Consider the following 21,586-nt stretch of genomic DNA (forward strand, 5'->3'; position numbering starts at 1 on the left):
CAATCGGACACGGGCTCAGCCGCCAGCGGCTGAGCCCGTGTCCGATTGCCGGAGCTGACCCCGACTTTTGATTTTCAAGCCACTGCGCTAGCGCGCGAAGTGCGCTTCAATTTCCTCCAGCGTCTTTCCTTTTGTTTCCGGCAGCAGGAAGGCGGCTGTGAGGAAGTACACCACCGTGCATCCTGCCCAGAAGAAGAACATCGCGGCGTAGCCATGCCGGCCAACGGTCGGCAGGAAGACGGCCGCAATCGTGGTGGAAACGAACTGGTTGACCAGCAGCGCGATGCTCATGCCGTTGGAGCGGATGCGGGTCGGCATCAGCTCCGACAGCGCGAGCCACACGCACACGCCGGGACCAACGGCGAAGCTGGCCACGAACAGGCAGATTGCCAGCGTCACTTGCCAGCCATGCGCCACCGAAGGCAGGGCGCCGATTTGCGCCTGCTCGATGCGCAGCGGGGCGTTGCTGCCTTGCGCCGGGTCGGCAAATGGATTCAGGTGCAGGCGGCGGAAGAAGGCGCCGATCACGCTGTCCGGCTGCACGGTGTCGTCGCGCGACAGCACCATCGGCGCCAGCGCCGGGTCGTCGCTGCGGCGCGTCTGCACATTGGTGAACGGGCCGTAGGAGTAGGATACGGTCAGCAACTGCGGCGCGGCATCGGCTCCGGCCGGCGCGCCCAGTGCCTTCAGGGCTTTCGCGTCAAGGCGCAAGGACAGGGTGTCGCCCTTGGCTTGCGCGGCCACTATGGCGCTCACGTCGCGCTGTTCGCTTTCGACGCTGCGGAACAACAGGCCGGCAGCCAGCAGGGCGATCACGATGCCGCCGCTGCCCAGCATCAGCAGGAACTTGCGGCCTTTGCGGTCGACCAGCAGCACGGCCACCACGGTCATGATGGCGTTCAGCAGCTTGAGGCCGACGTCGGCCATGTTGGCGGTGGCGCCGGGCAGCCCGGCCTGGTTCAGGATGTTGACCACGTAGGCCAGCACGGAGTTGATGCCGGTGGCCTGGGTGCAGGCCAGCACCAGGCACGCCAGCAGGAAGGGCAGCAGGTAGCGGCGGCTCAGCAGGCGGTCGTCGGCGGCAGCGGCGCTTACCGCGCTGCGCGATGCCGGCGCACCGCCTCGGCCGGCGACGACGCCGCGTGCCGCGGCAATATCGCCTTCGGTGGGCTCGCCGGAGTTTGCGTTGCGTACGGCGACGCCGGCAGCAGCCTGCATATCGCGCAGTTCGGAATCGGCTTCGGCGGCGGCCCGGGTGCGCAGCAGGGCCGTGCGGGCCTGCTCGATGCGGCCGCGCTGCACCAGCCAGCGCGGCGATTCGGCCAGCAGCACGCTGCCGAAAGTAAATACCAGTCCCGGTGCAAGGCACATCCAGAAGATGCTGCGCCAGGCGTGGTCCTTGGCGTCGAACAGCGCGGCGGCGCGCGCGGCCTCCGGCAAGGCTTGCGCTGCTTGCGTTGCGCCTTCCACGTTCTGTGCCTGCACCAGGCCGATCACGGCTGCCGCGACCAGGCCGATGGTGAGCAGGAGCTGGAACAGGGCGGCGCCGCGGCCACGCTGCTCGGCGCGCAGGCATTCGGCCAGGTATAAAGGCACCACTACGCCGATCAAGCCGCCGCTGATGCCTTGCAGCAGGCGGCCCATTAACAACGGGGTGTAGCCGTCGGACAGCGCGATCAGGGGAATGCTGATGGTGAACAGGGCGCCGGCAAGCACCATCGCCCAGCGGCGGCCGATGGCGTCGGCAATGGCGCCGGCGAACAGCGACGACAGCACGGAGCCAAGCAGCACGGCGGCAACGATGAAGCTCAGTTGCTGCACGCTCAGCTTCCACGCGACGGAAGCGGTGGATTCAAGGTAAGGCAGGGCGCCGGCAATGATGCCGACGTCGATCCCGTAAAGCAGGCCGCCCATCCCGGCGATAAACAGTAAATAGCGCATGGATAAGGCCTGCATTGGATCTCCTGATATTTTTATGAGAGTGGAATGGCCTCGCCTTCGACGAAGACGGCCACCGGGTGTAAAGACTGGTCCAGCACGACAATGTCTGCCCACGCTCCCGGCGCCAGGCGGCCGCGCTGCGACTCGCCCAGGTAATCGGCAGGGAAGAGCGACAGGCGCTGCGAAGCTTCCGCCACTTCCATGCCCAGGCTGACGAAGTTGCGCAGGGCCTGGTCCATGGTCAGCACGGAGCCGGCCAGCGAACCTGTGGCAAGGCGCACGCAGCCCATGCACTTGAACACGCGCTGGGTGCCCAGCGCATACTCGCCGTCCGGCATGCCGGTGGCGGAAGTGGCGTCGGTCACGCCGTACAGGCGCGGGATGGCGCGCAGCGCGGCGCGCATGGCGCCGGGGTGCACGTGCAGCAGGTCGGGGATGATTTCTGCATATTCGGCGTGCGCCATGGCCACGTCCACCATGCCCGGCTCCTTGTGGCTCATGCCGCTCATGCCGTTGAACAGGTGGGTGAAGCCGGCGGCACCGGCGCGCAGGGCGGCCACGCCGTCGTCGTAGCTGCCGGCGCTGTGGCCGATCTGGACGCGGATGCCCATGTTTTTCAGGTGCGGGATCAGTTCCAGGTGGCCCGTCACCTCCGGCGCCATGGTCAGCACGCGGATCGGCGCGAGCGCGTGGTAGCTTTCCACCAGCGCGACGCTGCCGGTCACCACGTCGGGCGGCTGGGCGCCCAGGCGGCGGCGGTTCAGGAACGGGCCTTCCAGGTGCACGCCCAGCATGCGCGCGCCGTGCTGCGGGCGCTGCGCGATGACGCCGGCCAGGCCTTGCAATGCATGGCGGATCGAATCCTCTTTGGCGGTCAGCGTGGTGCCCAGCAGTGCGGTGGTGCCGTGCCGCGCGTGGCTGCGCGCCACTACGGCGCCGGCTTGGCCGCCTTCCATGATGTCGACGCCAGAAGCGCCGTGCACATGCAGGTCGACGAAGCCGGGGATGATGCTCAAGCCCGCGCCTGTCTCGGCAGGGCCTTCAGTGATGCTGCTGATGCGCTGGCCGAAGGCGATGCTGCCGTTGATCCAGCCGTCGGGAGTGAGGATGCGGCCTTGAAGCATCGTTACTCCGCGACGATCACTTCGATGCCGCGCTTCTCCAGCCCTTCGCGGTATTCGGTGCTGATGCTGGCGTCGGTGATGACGGTGTGCACGCGGTCCAGTTGCCCGATGCGGTGCAGCGACACGCGGCCGAACTTGGAAGCGTCGGTTAGCACGATGACCTTCTTGGCGCGCTCCACCATCTTGTGATTCAGGTTTGCTTCCGCTTCGTGGTGGGTGGTGATGCCGAACTGCAGGTCGAAGCCGTCGACGCCGAGGAACAGCTTGTCGAAGTTATAGGCGGACAGGCAGGCTTCGGCTTGCGCGCCCTGCAGCGACAGCGATTGCTTGCGCAGGCGCCCGCCCGTCAGGATCAGGTCCACGCCTGGCGCATCGGCCAGTTCCCACGCAATGTTCAAGCCATTGGTCAGCACCGTCACGTCGTTGGCGTCGCGCAAGTGGCGCGCCAGCGAGATGGTGGTGGTGCCGGAGTCGATGATCACGTTGTCGCCCGGCTGCACCATGCGCGCAGCCAGCAGGCCGATCTGCTCCTTCTGCGCCTGGTTCAGGGAATCCTTCTGGCGGATCGTGTGTTCGGTCGGCGGGGTGCGCGCCAGCAGGGCGCCGCCGTGGCTGCGCTGTACCAGGCCTTGCGATTCGAGCACACTGAGGTCGCTGCGGATGGTGACGGCGGAGACGCCAAGCTTGTCCACCAGGTCGGCTACCTGGACCGAACCATGTTGTACGATCGCCTGCAGGATGGTTTCGCGGCGTTGGCTGGTATTTCGCATGTCTTCTGTGGCTGGGTGTAAAAACGTCGAGCTTACCAGATGGCGGCAGCGTTGGCGCTGCAGGCGCGCGCATACTGCGCCAGCAGGCGGCCGACCTTGTGTTCGAGCAGGGCTTGCGGCTCGGCGGCCAGTTCGCCCTGCAGCACGGCGAGGAATTGCTCCGGCATGTATTGGCTCAGCAAAGGCAAGGGAATGCTGCGCCCGGCCAGGTTGCCGAACAACTGGCTGGCGGCGCTGGCGACTTCCGGTTCGCCCCAGTAATAGCGGCAGCGATCCGACAGGCCATAGCGGCGCATCAGGCGCTGTTCTTCGGCGCTGCCCAGGTAATGCTTTTGCCAGTGCTTCGGCTTGGCCAGCATGACCTCATCCAGCACGTCCATCAGGCGCGAGGCTTGTTGCTTGCCGAGCAGGGCTTCTTCGATCAGGCACAGCGCCAGCAAGCCTTCGCGCAGGGCGAAGGTGGCGGCCGGGCCGACCTTGAGGATGGCGTAGTGGTCGCGCACCATTTCATGCAGGCTCGATTCGCGCTGGTAGTCGGTGGAATGGGCCTCGAACACCAGGCCAGGCTGGCCGGCCACGAAGGCTGACAATTCCACGGCGGCCGCCGCGTTGTAGTGCTGCACATTGGCCTGGTCGAAATCCACGCCCGGCTGCACCACCATGGCTATCACGCGCTGCCATGCGTCCGCCAGTCCGGCCTCGGCGAAGGCGCTGCGATGCACTTCCAGGGTGCGTGCGGCAGCTGGCGGCGCAGTGACGGCAAGGGCCTGCTCGAGCGAGGCTTCGCCGCCCGGCACCGGCACCTCGGTGCCGATCACGTACACCGGCGGCGGCAGGCCGGCGCGCGCCGCCGCCTGTTCGGCGACGCCTGCCAGGCGCACCGCGCGGGCAGCGACCGTCTCGTCGCTCAGCACCGGCTGGTCGTCGGCGCAGCGCATGCTGCAATCGAGGTGGATCTTGTGGAAGCCGGCCGACACGTAAGCGTCGATCAGCACTTCGGCGTGCGCCATGGCGGTAGCGGCGTCCTGCGATTGCCAGGCGTTCGGGCCGAGGTGGTCGCCGCCCAGCACCAGGCGATTGGCCGGGAAGCCTTGTTCCTGCGCCAGGTGATGCACGTAGTCGCGGAATTCTGCCGGCCGCATGCCGGTGTAGCCGCCAAACTGGTCCACCTGGTTGGAGGTGGCCTCCACCAGCAGCGGCGTGCCGTATTGCGCGGCCACCTGCATGGCGGCGCGCAGTACGGTGGGATGGCTGCAGCAAACGCTGTACAGGCCGACCGCTGCGCCGGTGCGATGGGCCTGGACGATTTGCAGGATTGGGGAATGCTGGGCAGGCAGGTTCATGGTCGCCTTATTCGGTTTGTTGGCGCGCCAGCAGGGCGGCGCCGCGCGCACCGCCGGCATCGCCGAAACGCGGCGGCAGCACCGGTGGCGTTTGCACGCCGCGGAACAGGTGGCGGCGCATGGCAGCCGGCAACTGCTGGTACAGGTGCGTGAGCTTGGACAGCCCGCCACCCAATACGATGGCGTGCGGGTCGTAGGCCAGCACCAGGCCGGCCAGCGCGTGGCCCAGCAAGTCGAGGTGGATCGCCAATGCCTGCGCGGCCAGCGCATCGCCGTTGTTGGCGCGCGCGACGATGGCCAGCGGCTCGGCGCCGTCGCCGCCGATATGGGAGTGCAGTTTCGACAGGCCGGGACCCGAGACATAGCGCTCCAGGCAGCCCTTTTTGCCGCAAGGGCAGTCCAGCAGCGGCAGCTTGTAGAGGGCCAGCAGCGGCGCCGGCACAGTCCAGTGGCCCCATTCGCCGGCGATGGCATTGAAGCCGCGCAGCAGGCGGCCTTCGACGCAATAGCCGCCGCCGGCGCCGGTGCCGATGATGGCGCCGAACATGCTGGGCAGGCCGGCTGCCGCGCCGCCTTGCGCTTCCGACAGGGCGAAGCACTGGCAGTCGTTGCCGATGATGACCGGTCGCGCCAGGGCCTCCTGCAGCGCGGCGGCGACCAGGCGGCCGTTCAGTGCCGGCACATTGGAGCTGAGCTGGCGGCCGGTGGCGCTGTCGATCACGCCGGGCAGGCCGATGCCGACTGCGGCGGGAGATGCCGGCGCTCCAAGCGCCGCGTCGCCGCGTGCTACCAGGGCGACGATTGCGGCGACGAATTCATTGAAGTCGGCAGAAGGAGTCGCAATGCGTTCGCGGAACACTTCCTGCAACTCTGCGCCGGCATCGATCCAGGACACCAGTTCGATCTTGGTGCCGCCGATGTCGATGCCGTGATAGCCGGTGTGCTCAGAACTGGTCATGGCGATAAATGGTGACGCCTTGCACCACGCGGTTGACGGTGCCGTCGGCGAAGGGATTGTCGGGCGTGAGGCCCAGCGCAGCCGACTGGTGCAGGGCGTATTGCTGCGCCATCAGCAGCCACAGTGGTGCCAGCCAGGCGTCCGGCAGCATCGGTGCGGCAACGGAAATATCGGAACCGGTGCCGACGGTGACCACCGAGCCGGCCACGCCATCGCGGCGCAGCTCTTGCAGCAGGTCTTCTTCGTAGCGGCGCGACAGCGCCTGGCTGCTGTGGAACAGCACCACCAGTGATTGCTTGTTCAGCGCAGATTTCGGGCCGTGGCGGAAGCCGAGCGCGGTGTTCGACATGGCGAGCACGCGGCCGCCGGTCAGTTCCAGGATCTTCAGCGCCGATTCCTTGGCCAACGCCTCCAGCGGGCCGCTGCCCAGGTACACCACGCGCTCCACTGGCTGTGCCGCCAGTGCCGCCACCGGTGCAGCCCAGTCGCGCAGCGCGGCCTCGCCGGCTTGCGCCAGCGCTGCCAGGCGTTCCTGCCATTCGCCTTTGCCCAACACGCACAAAGCGGCCAGCAGCATGCAGGTGAAGCTGCTGGTCATGGCGAAGCCGCGGTCGCAGCTTGCGGCAGGCATCAGCAGGTTGAAAGTGCGTGCATCGGTATCGCCCTTGCGCGCCAGCTGGCCTTGCGGATTGCAGGTGATATTCAGAAAGCGTGCATCGGCCACCATGTCGCGCACCAGTTCCACGGCGGCCAGGCTTTCCGGGCTGCTACCGCTGCGGGCGAAGGAGACCAGCAGGGTCGGCGCATTCGGATCGAGATACAGCTCCGGGTGGGTCAACAGGCTGGTGGTCGCCACCGCGCGCACTTGCACAGGCCAGGCGGCGTTCAGTTCATCGGCGACGATCTCGCCCACATAGCAAGAGCTGCCGGCGCCGGTCAGGATCACGCGTTGCTGCGGATTGCGCAAGCAGGCACCGAGGAAAGCGGCAACGTCGGCGGCGCGGCTTTGCAGGCTGGTGCCCAGTTCGCGCCACAGGGCCGGCTGCTGCGCAATCTCTTCGGCGGTATCGATGCCGCTGATGTTGCGCCAGGCTTGTGGCTCACGCTGAAGGAGGGTAGTCATCGAAAAAAGAAAAGTTTTAAGTTGGCTCAAAGCATAAATAATATATTTCGAAAAGTCAAATACGAAAGAAAAACGAAAGAAGTTATCCGGTCGCCGATCGGCGGAAACGCACCGGAAGGCGCCGCAATCCGGCATATCGCGTTGCGCATTCGCTACTAATCGAAAGCTATTGCACTGCAATATCGGTAAAACGAAAGCTAAAATCGTCGAATTTTGAATCGAAAGCGCAGTTTTCTTTCTTTTTGTTGACCTTTTTTGCTTTTATTCCTAAAGTAGGTCCATCAAAACGAAAAAACTTGCACCTTAGGCAGGCTTATGAAGAGACTCACCCGCACTGCAATTGCCGCTGCCGCCATGTTCCTGGCCACCGGCGCCGTCCTGGCTGCCCCGCTCGGGAAACTACGCAGCATGACCGCCGCGCCTTCCGCTACGGCCGAGGGCCAATCCTGGGACCTGGCAACCGAATCCGGCGCCATTGTGCGTGTCAGCCTGCTGCAGGATGACGTGCTGCGCATCTGGGCCGGCCCGAAGGGAAAGCTGAGCGATGCCGGCGACAAGGCTGCCGCTATCGTGGTCGGCAAGCCGGCCGCACACATCGAGCATAGCGTAAGCGAACAGCCTGACCATATTCTGCTGAGCACCTCCAGGCTGACCTTGCGCATCGAGCGCAATCCGCTGCGATTCACCCTGTTCCGTGCCGGTGAAACGCAGCCGCTGTGGCGTGAAGTGCAGCCGTTGGAGCTGGGCGACAAAGCCAGCGTGCAGACCCTTTCCAGCGACAAGGCCGAGCGTTTCTTCGGCGGCGGGCAACAGAATGGACGCTTCGAATTCAAGGGCCGCCAGCTTGACGTGTCGTATTCGGGCGGATGGGAAGAGGGCGATCGCCCCAGCCCGGCGCCTTTCCTCATGAGCTCTCGCGGCTGGGGCATGCTGCGCAACACCTGGTCGGACGGCAGCTACGATTTGCGCCAGCATGATGTGGTGGCTTTGCAGCACGCCGAGCCGCGCTTCGATGCCTACTACTTTGTCGGCAAGGACGTGCGCGATGTGCTGGCGCGTTATACCGAATGGACCGGCCGCGCGCGCATGCTGCCGCGCTGGGCGCTGGAATACGGCGACGCCGATTGCTACAACGATGGCGACAACGTGAAGAAGCCCGGCACCGTGCCGAAAGGCTGGAGCGATGGCCCGAGCGGCAAGACGCCGGACGTTGTCGATGCGGTAGCGCGCAAATACCGTGAGAACGATATGCCGGGCGGCTGGATACTGCCGAACGACGGCTACGGGTGCGGCTACACCAATCTGCCGGAAACCGTGCAGGGCCTGGCCAAGTATGGTTTCCGCACCGGTCTCTGGACCGAGAACGGGGTCGACAAGATCAAATGGGAAGTCGGCACCGCCGGCAGCCGCGTGCAAAAGCTGGACGTGGCGTGGACCGGCAAGGGTTACCAGTTCTCGCTGGATGCCAACAAGTCCGCCTACGACGGCATCCTGGACAACTCCGACAGCCGGCCTTTCATCTGGACCGTCATGGGCTGGGCCGGCACGCAGCGTTATGCGGTGGCGTGGACCGGCGACCAGAGCGCGAGCTGGGATTACATTCGCTGGCACGTGCCGACGCTGGTGGGCTCCGGCCTGTCCGGCCAGGCATATGCCACCGGTGACGTGGATGCGATCTTCGGCGGCAGCCCCGAGACTTATACCCGCGACCTGCAGTGGAAGGCTTTCACTCCGGTGCTGATGGGGATGTCGGGATGGTCGGCCAACGCGCGCAAGCATCCATGGTGGTTCGATGAGCCTTACCGCAGCATCAACCGCCGCTACCTGAAACTCAAGCTGCGCCTGACGCCGTATATGTACACCCTGGCGCGCGAGGCGGAGCAGACGGGCGCGCCTTTGGTGCGGGGGATGATGTGGGATTATGCGTCCGACCCTGCCGCTTTCAGCGAGGCGCACAAGTACCAGTTCCTGCTTGGCCGCGACATGCTGGTAGCGCCCGTGTATCGCAGCCAGGCGGTGTCGCAAGGCTGGCGCAAGGCGATCCACCTACCGCAGGGAACCTGGTTCGAATACTGGGATGGCCGCCAGGCGACTGCCGGCGCAGCTGGGCGCGATATCGACCTGCAGGTCACGCTCGAAAAGCTGCCCGTCTTCGTCCGCGCCGGTGCAATCCTGCCGATGTATCCCGAAGTCCTGTACGACGGCGAGAAGCCGAAGGATGTGCTGACACTGGACCTGTATCCGCACGGCGAGTCCTCGTTCACGCTGTATGAGGATGACGGCAATACGCGCCAGTACCAGAAGGGGGCGTTCAGCCAGCAAGTGCTGCGTATGCGTGAAGCAGGCGGCGCGGTCAGCGTCGACATCACACCGGTCGAAGGCAGCTACGCAGGCCAAGAGGCGCGCCGCAGTTACGCCCTGCGCATGCTGACCCGCCAGCAGCCGGCCACCGTCGCCATGATGAACCGCACTCTGCCGGTGCTGGCCGAGCGCGCGGCGTATGAAGCTGCTGCGGAGGGCTGGTTCTACGACCCGCAAGAGCGCAACGGCACGCTGTACGTCAAAACGGCAAAACAGGACATCCGCCAGTCCCTGCAAATCACCGTGCAGGGCGCGCAAACGCTGGCCGCGCAGGACGACAGCTTCCCGCAAGCGCCGGAACTGGGCCGTGCGCTGCCGCCGGACGCGCTGCTGGTGGTGAACCGCCCAGCCGAGGAGCCAGGCCACCCGCTGGAGAACGCCTTCGACGAGAAATCCACGACATGGTTCCGCACCACGCGCAACCAGTCGATCCGCACCGGCGCCCACGAATGGACCATCGGTTTTACCGAGCGCCGCCTGGTGGATGGTATCGAGATTGCCCCTCGCAGCGACGAGCACTGGAAGCACGGCCAGGTACGCGACTATGAAATCTACATTGCCGACACCAATGGCGAATGGGGCAAGCCAAGCTTCACGGGCCGCCTGAAGCTGCAGAAGGAAACGCAAACCATCAATTTCCCTGCCACCGCAGGCCGCCTGCTGCGCTTCCGCGTGCTCAGCACACAAAACCCGGAAGGCGAAGGCGCAGCATCCACCGACCCAATGGTCACGGCCGCAGCGCAGGCGCCAGCCAAGGCAATCAATGCGATGCAGCCGGCCGAAGTCGGACCGATCGTGCTGTCCACCTTCCGCATCCTCGAGCATCGTGCAAAAGAAGGCGCCGAACTGCAAAGCTTCCTGTCGGACCTGCCGCTGCCAAAAGGTGTCGGACGCGATCGCCCTGCCGGCAAAGGCAAGGAGATGCGCATGAACGGCCTGTGGTTCCGCAAGGGCCTGGGCGCCGGTCCTTCCAGCCGCATCGACCTGCAACTGGAAGGCAGCTGGAACCTGCTGCGCGCCGACCTTGGCGTGGACGATAGCTGCCGTAGCGCCGGCGGCTTGCAGTTCCAGGTCTGGAGCGGCGAGCGCCTGCTGTACGACAGCGGCCTGGTAACTGCGCCCGCCGTCGTCAAACCTGAAATCGATGTACGCGGGCTGCAGCAACTCAGCCTGCGAACCCTGGGTGCGCGCGGCGCCCAACCTGCCCAGGTTTGCGGCAACTGGGCCAACGCCGTACTGCTAGGCACAGAGGGCGCCACCGTCCGAACGCGCTGACCGCATAGTTTCGTCACTAAGAACGAACCCCTCTTCGGACCGGGGAGGGCGTTTTGCAAACTAAAAAAAGGAGATGCAAGTGGAACTGAAGAAATTGATCGCTGCGCTGGCAGCTATTGGATTTGCCGGCGGCGCCTTGGCAGCCGATGGAGCGGATGACAAGAAGGACGAAAAAGGCGAGAAGGTCCATCGCGTGGAAGTAACCGGCTCCAGCCTGAAACGCATCAACGCCGAAACCGCATCCCCGGTGCAGGTGATCGACGCCAGGCAAATCGAAAACATGGGCGCGCGCACCCTGATGCAGGTGCTGGACAACCTGCCGGCCGCGCGCCCGGCACAGCAAGACTTCCGTTCCATGTTCACCGGATCGGACGGCGCCTCGCAAGCCAACCTGCGCGGCCTCGGCGCGCAAGGCACCCTGGTGCTGCTGAACGGCCGCCGCCTGTCGTTCTATGGCGCGCCGGCCGGCTTCCAGACCATGTTCGTCAACATCGACTCGATCCCTACCGCGGCAATCGAGCGCATGGAAATCCTGACCGACGGCGCTTCCGCAGTGTACGGCTCCGATGCGGTGGCCGGCGTGATCAACGTGATCACCAAGAAGAACTACCAGGGCCTGGAAGCGAAGGTCAGCACCGACCATTCGCAGAGAGTCTCGGCTTACGGCGAGCACCAGGCCAGCCTGGTGTACGGCAAGGGCGACTTTGCGAACGACGGCTACAACGTGATGGCGTCCCTGAACGTTTACCAGCGCGACCGCATTGCGCTGGCCGATACCTACGACAAGCGCCCGGACTACTTCTACGTCAACAATCCGAACTTCATTTCCAATTTCCGCCTTGGCGTCGGCAGCGAGCCTGGCCAACCAAATCCGGGCACTTTCTTCGTATTCGATCCAACCAAGAACAATGCCCGCACCCAGCGCGCAGTGAGCGGCTGCTCCACCACGATCACCGAAGCATCGGGCACCCGCTGCGTGTGGAACAACCTGCCTTACTCGCTGGACACCGGCCCGACCTCCGACCGCGCAACCGGCTTCCTGTCCGGCCGCATGAAGCTGGGCGAAGACCTGGAAGTATTCGCCGAAGCCGCCTTCACCCACATCAAGCTGCGCGGCGAGAACGGCCCGCGCAGTTTCAACAGCGGCACCACCAGCAACTGGTTCTCGCGCAACACCGGCACCAGCCTGAATACCTTCGTCAATCCTTACCTGGGCCCGAACAACGTCTACCTGCAGGGCAAGCTGGATGCCGACATGGCAGCCAAGATGGGCGGCGCGGCAGGCCTGAACTACATCCTGCAGGACGCGGTCGGCCACTTCGGCCAGAAGAACCTGGACGACAACTACCGCGTGCTGACCGGCCTGCGCGGCCACCTGGCCGGCAGCTGGGACTTCGAGACCGCGCTGGGCGTGGCAGGTAGCCACTCCACGCTGTACCAGACCACCAACATCAACACCAAGGGCTTCGAGAAAGCCTTCGGCCCGACCACCAAGGACCCTGTCACCGGCCGCGTCTATATCGCCGACAACCCCGCTTTCAAGTTCGGCGAAATCAGCGAATCGAATGCTGCCCTGATCCGCGAGGCGTTCCCAACTTTCGACATCCAGTCCTGGACCAAGCTGATCACCTTCGATGCCAAGGTGGAAGGTACGCTGTTCAAGCTGGGCGAGCGTGAAGTGCGCGCTGCCGTGGGCACCAACCTGATGCGCGAGAGCTTCGATACCCCCGGCAACCAGGATGCCGCCAATGGCCTGATTACGCAGCAGGGCGGTTCATGGTTCGACGGCAAGCGCACTGTCAGCGCGCTGTTCGGCGAGGTGGTGGTGCCGCTGACCGATACGCTGGAAATCAATGCCGCGGCGCGCCTGGACAAGTACCCGCACTTCTCCGCCAACCTGGCACCCAAAGTCGGCGTGCAATGGCGCGCGCGTCCCGAGGTCATGGTGCGGGGCACCTACTCGGAAGGATTCCGCGCGCCTAACCTGGCCGAATCGGGCAGCGGCGGCGTATTCGCCCAGGTGGGCGGCATCCGCGACACCGTGCGCTGCGATGAAACCAATGGCATCGCCAAGCTGTTGCAGAAGTCTGTCACGGCGACCGACCGCGACCTGGGCAAGACCCTGCTGAACTCCAACTGCTCGACCACCGTTGGCGGCTTGACCCCGCCAAACCCGAACCTGACCCCGGAGAAGGCCAAGATCTCGACCCTGGGCCTGGTTCTGCAGCCGGCCAAGGACGTCAGCATCTCGCTGGACTACTGGTTCGTGTACCGCCGCAACGAGATCGTGCGCCAGGACTTCAACCAGTTGTTCACAGAACTGGTGGAAAAACACGGCCCAAGCCTGGCCGGCACCAACCAGGCGATCCGCAATGAACTGAGCGATGCCGACCGCGCCAATATGGCCGCCGTGGTCAACATGTGCAACAACCTGGCAAACCTGCCTGCCTGCGTCGAAGCCGGCATGCCGAAATACTCGGTTGGTAACTTGGGTGGCTTGATCAACTCTTATTCCAACCGCGGCCGCACCCTGCTGGACGGCTTCGACATCGATGCGCGCGCCCGTTTCTCGCTGGGCGAATACGGCAAGCTGGGTACCGGCGCCGCTTTCACCATCCGCAAGCGCGAAACCTACAACTATGAAGACGGCGCCGGCTTCTCCGGCAACTATGTCGGCTACTACGATTCGCCGCGCCTGCGTGCCACCTTCAATGCCGACTGGACCTACCAGAACCTGGTGACCAGCCTGTTCGTGAATTACACCGGCAAGGCCAAGTGGGCATACGGCGCGTACGACACCGACAACGCACCGGAGAAATGCACGGCCGGCGGCGTGGCGCTGCCGGACAACCTGTGCGGCGGCCAGCCGTCGTTCTACACCGTCAACCTGGGCTTCAACTGGAAACCGGTCAAGAACCTGGACCTGGGCTTGAACATCAAGAACGTGACCGATAAGAGGCCGTACTACGACCCGAACGGCTGGGAGGGCTACAACCACCAGCAGAACCTGTTCGGCCGCGTCTTCTCGCTCTCGGCCAACTACAAATTCTGGTAACCTGCGACCCAACCAAAGAGGCAACGAATAGATGGACAAGCATTTCAATCGACGACACTTCCTCACCGCCGGCGCCGCGCTGGCGGGCAGCCTGCTGCTGCCGACAGCCTTTGCAGCCGGCGGCCGCGAAAAGCTCCGGCTCGGCATGATCGGAACCGGCATGCGCGGCCAGGTGCTGCTGCGCGAGCTGGTACGCCGTGACGACGTGGAAGTGGCAGCGCTGTGCGATATCGAACCGATCATGCTGGGCAAGGCCCTGTCGCAGTTCGAAAAGGCCGGCAAACCCAAGCCGCGCACCTATGGCGAAGACGGTGACAAGCAGGCCTACCGCCGCATGCTGGACTCGAAACAGCTCGATGGCGTGATCATCGCCACCCCATGGGAATGGCATGCGCAAATGGCGATCGACGCCATGCAGGCCAAGGTTCCCGTGGGCTGCGAAGTGGTGGCCGGTGTGACGCTGAAGGATCACTGGGACGTGCTGGACACCCAGCTCAAGACCGGTACGCCCTACATGCTGCTGGAGAACGTGTGCTATCGGCGCGATGTGATGGCGGTGCTGCAGATGGTGCGCTCCGGCCTGTTCGGCGAACTGCTGCACCTGCAGGGCGGCTACCAGCATGACCTGCGCGCGGTGAAGTTCAACAACGGCGATCCAGCCAAGCCATACGGCAGCGGCATCGAGTTCGGCGCCAAGGGCTGGTCGGAAGCGAAGTGGCGCACTGAACACTCGGTGCAGCGCAATGGCGAACTGTATCCAAGCCATGGCATCGGCCCGTGCGCGATGTACACCAACATCAACCGCGGCAACCGCTTCACCCGCATCAACACCTTCGCCACCAAGGCGCGCGGCCTGCACGATTACATCGTCAAACACGGCGGTGCCGAGCACCCGAGCGGCAAGGTGAAGTTCAACCTGGGCGACGTGGTGACCACCACGCTGTCCTGCGAGAACGGCGAGACCATCGTCCTGCAGCACGATACCTCGCTGCCGCGCCCTTACTCGCTGGGCTTCCGTGTGCAGGGTACCAACGGCTTGTGGATGGATGTGAACCATTCCATCCATATCGAAGGCAAGAGCAAGCCGCACCAGTGGGACGACTTCCAGGCTTACCAGGACCAGTTCGACCACCCGCTGTGGCGCAAGTACGCCGGCGAAGCAGCCGGCGCAGGCCACGGCGGCATGGATTACTTCGTGATCCACGCCTTCGTGGAAGCGTTGAAGGCGCGCGCGCCGATGCCGATCGATATCTACGACGCGGTGACGTGGAGTGCCATTACGCCGCTGTCCGAGCAATCGATCGCGCAGAACTTCCAGACGCTGGACTTCCCGGACTTCACCCGAGGCCAGTGGAGCAAGCGCAAGCCGCTCTTCGCTTTCGACGATCGCTACTAGTGAGGCGCACGCCGATAGCGCTGGCATCCCTTTGCATCGGCCTGGCAGCGCTGGCTGTGCAAGGGGAGGTGACAGCCCAGTGGCTGATGTAATATTGCCATTCTCTTAACCATTCAGAAAGAGTAAGAGGATGACAAGGAAAGTGATATCCGCCATGGCATTCAGCCTGCTGGCGGCAAGCGCCTGGGCGCAGGAAGAAGCGCCGGCGCTTGAAGGTGAACAGGTTGTGATCACGGGCCAGCGCCCCGGTCCAGGACTGTGGAAGGTCAGCAAAGGCGAACATGTGATGTACGTGTTCGGCGATTACTCGCCTTTGCCGATCAAGATGGATTGGCGTTCCAAAGAGGTGGAATCCATCATCGCCAAGTCGCAGGAGTACTTGCCGAAACCTTCATTCGGCATCAAAGTGGGTTTTTGGGGCGGCTTGAAGCTGCTGCCTTACGCAATCGGCTTCAAGAACAACCCGGATGGCGCGAAGCTGATCGACGTGCTGCCCGCAGAGACTTATGACCGCTGGCAGGTGCTCAAGGCCAAGTACATCGGCAAGAACGAGGACATCGAACGTGAACGTCCCATGTTCGCTGCCGACACGCTTTACAGGTCCGGCTTGGAAAAGAATGGCTTGACCACGCGCACCGGGGTGTATGACAAGCTGGATAAGCTGGTCAAACAGTACAAGGTAAAGGTTACCCCGAGCGGCTTCGAGATGGAGCTGGAAAATCCCGGCCAGGCCATCAAGGCATTCAAGAACTCGCCCGGCGCCGATACCGACTGCTTCGCCAAGACGGTGGAGCGCCTGGAATCCGATATCGACGCCATGCGTGTGCGCGCCAATGCCTGGGCGGTCGGCGATATGTCGAAGATTGCCGCGCTCAATTTCGCGGATCGCGAAGAAGCATGCAATCAGGCGGTCTTCGACAATGAAGCCTTCAAGTCGAACGAAAAGCTGCGGCACGCGGAACAATCGGCACGCAAGGCCTGGCTGGCCAATGCGGAGCGTGCGCTTGAGGCGAACGGTACGACGTTCGCAGTGCTGTCGTTAAGCCAGTTGCTCGGCCCGAAGAATTACTTGCTCGAGTTGCAGGCCAAAGGCTACACGGTGGAGGCGCCCGAGTAAGCGCCCCCGCGCGTGGTCAGGGGCGCCTGGATTTGCTGTTGCTTTGCGGCGGCAGCTTGAACACTTCCAGCGCCTTGGCGACGGCCTGCGCCTGTAGGTCCAGCACGCCGGTGGCGGCGGAGGCTTCTTCAACCATCTGGCTGTTCTGGCGCGTCACCTCGTCAAGCTGCACGATGGCGTCTTTCACCTGATTGACGCCGTCGCTCTGTTCGCGCGTGGCGCCGCGGATGTCGCCCATGATGACGGCTACGCGGCCGATGGCGGCAATCACCGCATCCATATCATTGCCGGCCGTGGTAGCCACGCTGGCACCACCTTCGATCTTGTCGGCCGAAGCATCGATCAGGGCCTTGATGTCTTTAGCTGCCGCAGCGCTGCGTTGCGCCAGGCTGCGCACTTCACTCGCAACGACGGCGAAACCGCGTCCGCTCTCACCGGCGCGAGCCGCTTCCACCGCCGCATTGAGGGCCAGGATATTGGTCTGGAAAGCGATGCCGTCGATCAGGCCGATGATGTCGACGATCTTGTGTGAGGACGCGCGGATCTCGTCCATCGCTGTCACTACCTGTGCCACTGCCACGCCGGTGCGTTCGGCCAGCGCAGTCGCTTCGGTCGCCACGCCATTGGCGGTATTCACGTTATCGGCAGTCTGGCTCACGGTGCCGGTGATCAGTCCTATATGGGCCGTGGTCTGTTCCAGGTTCGCTGCTTGCGCTTCGGTGCGCGCCGCCAGGTCGACGTTCGCGGTCCGCACTTGCGTGGTGGTGCTGCGGGTCAGCGCGAAGTTGCCGCGGATGTCGCCAAGGATCGACGCCAGGTTCAGGTTCAACTGGCGCACGAAGGCCTGCAGCTGGCCCAGTTCGTCGTGGCGGTCAACCGCCATGCGTGTGGTCAGGTCTCCGCCGGCCAGGATGCGGGTGGCGTTGATGCAGGCCTGGACCGGCGCCACGATGGCGCGATGCAGGTTGTACCAGCCGTACAGCGCCAGCGCCACCAGCAGCAATGCCTGCAGGTGCAGCGCGAAATCAGAATAGGGCAGCACGGCATGCAGCGCCATCGACAGCGCCAGCAGCGTCATGCTGCCGAAGCACAGCGCCATGCGCTGCGACAGCGAGATATCGCGCAGTGCGTTGGTGATCTTCTTGCGCCCGCTCGCGGCAGCGGTGCCACGCGCAATGCGCACGCCATCCTGGTTCGGGCCCTTTACAGTGCGGTACAAAGCCTCGGCATCCTTGACCTGCTGCGGCTTGGGCTTGGTGCAGACCGCCATGAAGCCGGTAGTGCGGTTTTTCTCGATCACGGGCGTGACGTTGGCGATGCACCAGAAGTAGCCGCCATTTTTGCGGCGGTATTTCACCAGCCCGCGCCACGGTTCGCCCGACATCGTGGTGCGCAGCATGTCTTCATCGACCTGGGCCGGCATGTCCGGGTGGTAGAGCGCCTTTTGCTGGCGCCCGATTAAGTCTTCGCCGGCGTAGTCGCCGACAGCGATAAAGGTCGAATTGGTATAGGTCAGGCGGCCCTGCAGGTCGGTGGTGATGACGATGGGTTTGCCATCTTCAAGCAGGGTTTCGTGTTCGGCTGCGATAAGTGTGCTGCGCATTTTTGACACTTTGTTTCAGTTGGGAAAGATCGCTGAGAATACTAGCAGATCGACGAATGGCCGCGCCGGAAAGCGTGGCCATTCGTGGTTTTTCCGCCAAAACAGTTGTGTCGGAGTTAATTCGGTAACTGCATCGCGAAGCCGACGCCGAAGCGGTTCCAGGCGTTGATGGTACCGATGAGGAAGGTCAGTTCCGACAGTTCCTGCTCGCTGAACTGCGCGGCGACGGCGCTATACACTTCATCCGGTGCACCGTTTTTCGACAGCTCGGTCAGCGTTTCGGTCCACAGCAGCGCGGCGCGTTCGCGCTCGTCGAAGAAAGGCGTTTCGCGCCAGGCCGGCAGCGCCATCAGGCGGCGCACGTCTTCGCCGTTCTTCAGCGCGTCCTTGCTGTGCATGTCGATGCAGTAGGCGCAGCCGTTGATCTGCGAGGCGCGGATCTTGACCAGTTCGCGCAGGCTGAGCGGAAGCAGCGATTCGGCGATTGCGCTTCCAGGCCCATCATGGCCTTCATGGCGTTCGGGGCGGCGGCGTAGTAGTTGATGCGTTTCATGGTGGTTTGCTCCGATTGGTTTTGATGAATCCACTTTAGTCTGAACGAGAATGCGGATAAACTGGCCTTTTACGTTTTAAATATACGAAAAGTCGAACAATCATGGCTTTTGACCGTCTTGAGGCAATGCGCGCCTTCTGCCGCATCGTGGAAGTAGGAAGTTTCGTCGGCGCGGCGGAAGCGCTGGGTGTGCCGAAGACCACCATCTCCGGCCAGATCCAGGGGCTGGAGGCGCACCTCGGCATGAAGCTGCTGCACCGGACCACGCGCCGCGTATCGCCCACCACCGACGGCGCGGCTTATTACGAAGGGGCCCGAGCGCTGCTCGACGACCTGGATGAACTGGAGTCTTCGCGCCACGATGCGCGCGGCCGCGTGCGGGTTGAAATGCCGTCGCCGGTCGGCACGGGACTCATCATCCCCGCCTTGCCGGATTTCGCCGCGCGCTATCCGGATGTGCAGCTCGATATCGGTTGCGGTGAGCGCGTGGTGGATCTGGTGCAGGAGGGAATCGATTGCGCCTTGCGCGGCGGTGCGGTAGCGGACCAGGACCTGGTCGCAAGGCCTGTGGGGAATATGCAGTTCTGTTTATGCGCCGCACCGTCCTATTTGGCATCGGCAGCGCGCCTGGTATCGGTGGAAGACCTGTCGGCGCACCGCTACCTCGGCTTCGTCTTCGCGGCCACGGGCCGGCAGCACATACAAACCCTGCTGCGCGGCGAACAGCGCTACACCATCGAGCAGATGCCGGCTATGCGCTTCAATAGCGCAGCCGCCTATGTCGCATCGGGAGTTGCGGGGCTCGGCATCCTCAATATCCCCCGAGCGGAAGCCGTACCGCATTTGCGCAGCGGCGCGCTGGTGGAGGTACTGACCGACTGGCACTTGGCCAGCATGCCGATCAGCCTTGTCTACCCATATGCGCGCAGGCTGTCGTCGCGCGTGCGCGCCTTTACTGATTGGGCCACGGCCTTGATGGCCAGCGACCCCTTGTGGCGTTAAGGCTTGACGACTTTCGCGCCAACCAGCCTGGCGACGCCGGCCAGCGTGGTCTGTGCCGCGTTCAGGCCAAGCAGGAAGTCCTTGTCCGAATAGTTCGAATACAGGTCGGTCGGCTGGTGCCAGTGCGGATTCCAGCCGGAACCGATCTGCTGCCCGCGCTCGTTCTCGCGCAGTGAGATTGACGGCACCAGGTCCATGAAAGGCGTGGAGTCGGTATTGGTCATGTGGAAGCCGACGGCGGCCGGATAGTTGGTCGCGTACTTGTCGTTCGCCGCGCGGAAGTCCCACGCCAGCCTGGCCGAAGCTTCCGCCTGTTTCGAGTTGGACTGGAATTCGATGTTCACGTCCGCTTCCGCGCGCTGTTCTTTCGGCAGCACGTAGACTGGATGGCCCTTGGCATCCAGCACCGGCTTGCCCGCGTCATCGAGTTTCGGCACGGGCATGCCATGGTCGAACATCATCATGTCGTGCTGGATCATGCCCAGCCAGCGCGGTTCAGGATATTTGCCGGAACCCTTCGGCGACTCGATGCCTTGCAGGTTCTTGCGCTGCTCGACGTAAGCGGCGGCGCCGTTCAAGCCGGTCTCCTCGTTGTTCCACAAGGCAAAGCGGATAGAGCGTTCGGTCTCCACGTCCGGCGCGCTGAAGATACGCGCCAGCTCCATCACCAGCGCGGTGCCGGAACCGTCGTCATTGGCCGCCTCGCCAAAGCCGATGCCGTCCATGTGGGCGCTGACGATGTACATTTCATCGGGCCGCGTCTTGCCGATCTTGGTGCAGTAGACATTCTCGCGCAGCGACGTGCCTTGCGGCGTCTGTTCCGCATTCAGTGCGCGCAGGCGTTCATCCGGCTGCTTCATGGGATCGTTGTTCACGCCGGTTGGCGCGCGGTTGCCGAACAGGGTGCTGCCGCCCTGGCCTGGAGGGCCGCCGGCACCGCCGCCGGCCGCCACCGCAGGTTTGCCGCGCACGGCCGGCTCGGTGAACTGGTATTGCAGGCGCTCCACATTGGAGCAGCCGTAAGCCTTCAACTGCGCCTCGATCCAATCCAGCGCCTGGCGATTGCGTTCCGTACCCTGGCGGCGGTCGCCGAATCTGGTCAGGCTCTTGATGGTGGCCTTGTATTTCTCCAGTTCGAGCTGGCCTACCAACGATGAAATCGGATCGGCCGCAGGGGCGGTTTGTGCATGCGCGGCATTTGCGGCGATGGCCAGTGCGATGCTGAGCGCTACAGTTGGTTTCATTTGGACGTCCATGAAGTTGAGTGGCCCGGACATTCTGCACTAGCACGTCATCCCCGGCCCCGATTTTTCAATACGACATAGAACGTTACATGCGCGATACCGAAAGGGGTATTGCGTCACACAGGCCTACGCATCCGCGGCGGACGTGCGACACTGGGGATCTATACGCTCGGCTTCACTGCCGACGGCTAGCCGTTCATTCATTCAGGGTTTGAGTTGCAAGGACGGACACCAGCGAGTGTCCTTCTTGCCAACATTGGGCAAAGCCGCATAGAATGCGTGGCACGCGGGTGTAGTTCAATGGTAGAACGGCAGCTTCCCAAGCTTCATACGAGGGTTCTTATTGCATGTTCTACCAGATGCACATTAGACTTCGCGATATCGGTGCGGGTGTAGTTCAATGGTAGAACGGCAGCTTCCCAAGCTTCATACGAGGGTTCGATTCCCTTCACCCGCTTTTTCGGTATCCCTCCTCAGCTTTTTCGGTTTCCGAATGTGCATCTAGACTCGTAGCCAGTCTCTGCATTGTCGGTTCTTGACCCAGCTCGCGCTAGTGCGGGCCGATTCGGTGCCAAGAACGTTCCTACTTGTACCGTATCGACGCCGTGTAGTGACCCCACAGCCACAGAAGAGTTGGCTTTCTTCGCTCATTTTGTTATAGATTTCCTTTTAAATCAGTGGGTTATTGAATAATCGACTTGCGCTTGGCATAGACTCGAAT

Annotated in this window: 13 protein-coding genes, 1 tRNA gene and 1 pseudogene; 6 read left to right on the forward strand and 9 right to left on the reverse strand. The window is 63.6% G+C overall.

Going from position 1 to position 21,586, the window contains the following annotated elements:
* Window positions 1-87: 87 nt before the first annotated feature.
* From ACQ4MM_RS05825 to ACQ4MM_RS05850, 6 genes are read right to left on the reverse strand one after another with little or no spacing between them, the layout of a single operon-like run.
* Entirely contained in the window at window positions 88-1,956 is a 1,869-nt protein-coding gene (locus ACQ4MM_RS05825; RefSeq protein WP_431476499.1) for an MFS transporter, read from the reverse strand.
* A 17-nt stretch (window positions 1,957-1,973) separates the two neighbouring features.
* Window positions 1,974-3,065, reverse strand: a complete 1,092-nt coding sequence (locus tag ACQ4MM_RS05830) for an N-acetylglucosamine-6-phosphate deacetylase (RefSeq protein ID WP_431476500.1) — start codon at window positions 3,063-3,065, stop codon at window positions 1,974-1,976.
* 2 nt (window positions 3,066-3,067) lie between these two features.
* Window positions 3,068-3,835 (reverse strand): DeoR family transcriptional regulator, encoded by a 768-nt coding sequence (locus tag ACQ4MM_RS05835; RefSeq protein WP_431476501.1) that lies wholly within the window; start codon window positions 3,833-3,835, stop codon window positions 3,068-3,070.
* A gap of 32 nt (window positions 3,836-3,867) precedes the next feature.
* Entirely contained in the window at window positions 3,868-5,178 is a 1,311-nt protein-coding gene (locus ACQ4MM_RS05840; RefSeq protein WP_431476502.1) for a D-tagatose-bisphosphate aldolase, class II, non-catalytic subunit, read from the reverse strand.
* Between the two features lie 7 nt (window positions 5,179-5,185).
* Entirely contained in the window at window positions 5,186-6,136 is a 951-nt protein-coding gene (locus ACQ4MM_RS05845; protein WP_431476503.1) for an ROK family protein, read from the reverse strand.
* Window positions 6,123-7,259 (reverse strand): SIS domain-containing protein, encoded by a 1,137-nt coding sequence (locus tag ACQ4MM_RS05850; protein ID WP_431476504.1) that lies wholly within the window; start codon window positions 7,257-7,259, stop codon window positions 6,123-6,125. The genes ACQ4MM_RS05845 and ACQ4MM_RS05850 overlap by 14 nt, the downstream gene beginning before the upstream one ends.
* 315 nt (window positions 7,260-7,574) lie before the next feature.
* Between ACQ4MM_RS05850 and ACQ4MM_RS05855 the strand changes: the two genes are divergently transcribed.
* From ACQ4MM_RS05855 to ACQ4MM_RS05870, 4 genes are all read left to right on the forward strand, one after another.
* Window positions 7,575-10,895, forward strand: a complete 3,321-nt coding sequence (locus ACQ4MM_RS05855; RefSeq protein WP_431476505.1) for a TIM-barrel domain-containing protein — start codon at window positions 7,575-7,577, stop codon at window positions 10,893-10,895.
* A 73-nt stretch (window positions 10,896-10,968) separates the two neighbouring features.
* Window positions 10,969-13,950 carry a TonB-dependent receptor plug domain-containing protein gene (locus ACQ4MM_RS05860; protein WP_431476506.1) on the forward strand — a complete coding sequence of 994 codons (2,982 nt, stop codon included), beginning with the start codon at window positions 10,969-10,971 and terminating at the stop codon, window positions 13,948-13,950.
* Between the two features lie 31 nt (window positions 13,951-13,981).
* Window positions 13,982-15,346, forward strand: coding sequence for a Gfo/Idh/MocA family protein (locus tag ACQ4MM_RS05865; RefSeq protein ID WP_431476507.1), 1,365 nt, complete (start codon window positions 13,982-13,984; stop codon window positions 15,344-15,346).
* A 154-nt stretch (window positions 15,347-15,500) separates the two neighbouring features.
* On the forward strand, window positions 15,501-16,463 hold the full coding sequence (locus ACQ4MM_RS05870; protein ID WP_431476508.1) for a TraB/GumN family protein: 963 nt from the start codon (window positions 15,501-15,503) through the stop codon (window positions 16,461-16,463).
* A gap of 16 nt (window positions 16,464-16,479) precedes the next feature.
* Here the strand turns inward: ACQ4MM_RS05870 and ACQ4MM_RS05875 are convergent, their stop codons facing one another.
* A complete protein-coding gene (locus tag ACQ4MM_RS05875; RefSeq protein WP_431476509.1) occupies window positions 16,480-18,066 on the reverse strand; it encodes a methyl-accepting chemotaxis protein in 1,587 nt (528 codons plus the stop codon).
* Between the two features lie 116 nt (window positions 18,067-18,182).
* Window positions 18,183-18,619: pseudogene (locus tag ACQ4MM_RS05880) on the reverse strand (carboxymuconolactone decarboxylase family protein).
* A gap of 102 nt (window positions 18,620-18,721) precedes the next feature.
* Between ACQ4MM_RS05880 and ACQ4MM_RS05885 the strand changes: the two are divergent.
* Complete coding sequence (locus ACQ4MM_RS05885; RefSeq protein ID WP_431476510.1) at window positions 18,722-19,621, forward strand: LysR substrate-binding domain-containing protein; 900 nt, start codon at window positions 18,722-18,724, stop codon at window positions 19,619-19,621.
* Here the strand turns inward: ACQ4MM_RS05885 and ACQ4MM_RS05890 are convergent.
* The gene (locus tag ACQ4MM_RS05890; protein ID WP_431476511.1) at window positions 19,618-20,865 is read right to left on the reverse strand and encodes a M28 family metallopeptidase; all 1,248 of its coding nucleotides are present in this window, start codon (window positions 20,863-20,865) and stop codon (window positions 19,618-19,620) included. The two genes, ACQ4MM_RS05885 and ACQ4MM_RS05890, sit on opposite strands and share 4 nt — an antisense overlap.
* Before the next feature lie 386 nt (window positions 20,866-21,251).
* On the opposite strand from ACQ4MM_RS05890, the gene ACQ4MM_RS05895 reads away from it, so the two are divergent.
* A tRNA-Gly gene (locus ACQ4MM_RS05895) sits at window positions 21,252-21,322 on the forward strand.
* The last annotated feature ends 264 nt before the right edge of the window (window positions 21,323-21,586 follow it).

The sequence above is a fragment of the Massilia eburnea genome, from assembly GCF_050709955.1.
Lineage (GTDB): Bacteria > Pseudomonadota > Gammaproteobacteria > Burkholderiales > Burkholderiaceae_D > Rugamonas > Rugamonas eburnea_A.

Bases quoted from the DNA above. Each gene is read 5' to 3' on its own strand.
- ACQ4MM_RS05865 (WP_431476507.1), top strand. From the start codon at position 13,982: ATGGACAAGCATTTCAATCGACGACACTTCCTCACCGCCGGCGCCGCG.
- ACQ4MM_RS05875 (WP_431476509.1), bottom strand. From the start codon at position 18,066: ATGCGCAGCACACTTATCGCAGCCGAACACGAAACCCTGCTTGAAGAT.
- ACQ4MM_RS05835 (WP_431476501.1), bottom strand. From the start codon at position 3,835: ATGCGAAATACCAGCCAACGCCGCGAAACCATCCTGCAGGCGATCGTA.
- ACQ4MM_RS05870 (WP_431476508.1), top strand. From the start codon at position 15,501: ATGGCATTCAGCCTGCTGGCGGCAAGCGCCTGGGCGCAGGAAGAAGCG.
- ACQ4MM_RS05850 (WP_431476504.1), bottom strand. From the start codon at position 7,259: ATGACTACCCTCCTTCAGCGTGAGCCACAAGCCTGGCGCAACATCAGC.
- ACQ4MM_RS05845 (WP_431476503.1), bottom strand. From the start codon at position 6,136: ATGACCAGTTCTGAGCACACCGGCTATCACGGCATCGACATCGGCGGC.
- ACQ4MM_RS05890 (WP_431476511.1), bottom strand. From the start codon at position 20,865: ATGAAACCAACTGTAGCGCTCAGCATCGCACTGGCCATCGCCGCAAAT.
- ACQ4MM_RS05830 (WP_431476500.1), bottom strand. From the start codon at position 3,065: ATGCTTCAAGGCCGCATCCTCACTCCCGACGGCTGGATCAACGGCAGC.
- ACQ4MM_RS05885 (WP_431476510.1), top strand. From the start codon at position 18,722: ATGGCTTTTGACCGTCTTGAGGCAATGCGCGCCTTCTGCCGCATCGTG.
- ACQ4MM_RS05860 (WP_431476506.1), top strand. From the start codon at position 10,969: ATGCAAGTGGAACTGAAGAAATTGATCGCTGCGCTGGCAGCTATTGGA.
- ACQ4MM_RS05840 (WP_431476502.1), bottom strand. From the start codon at position 5,178: ATGAACCTGCCTGCCCAGCATTCCCCAATCCTGCAAATCGTCCAGGCC.
- ACQ4MM_RS05825 (WP_431476499.1), bottom strand. From the start codon at position 1,956: ATGCAGGCCTTATCCATGCGCTATTTACTGTTTATCGCCGGGATGGGC.
- ACQ4MM_RS05855 (WP_431476505.1), top strand. From the start codon at position 7,575: ATGAAGAGACTCACCCGCACTGCAATTGCCGCTGCCGCCATGTTCCTG.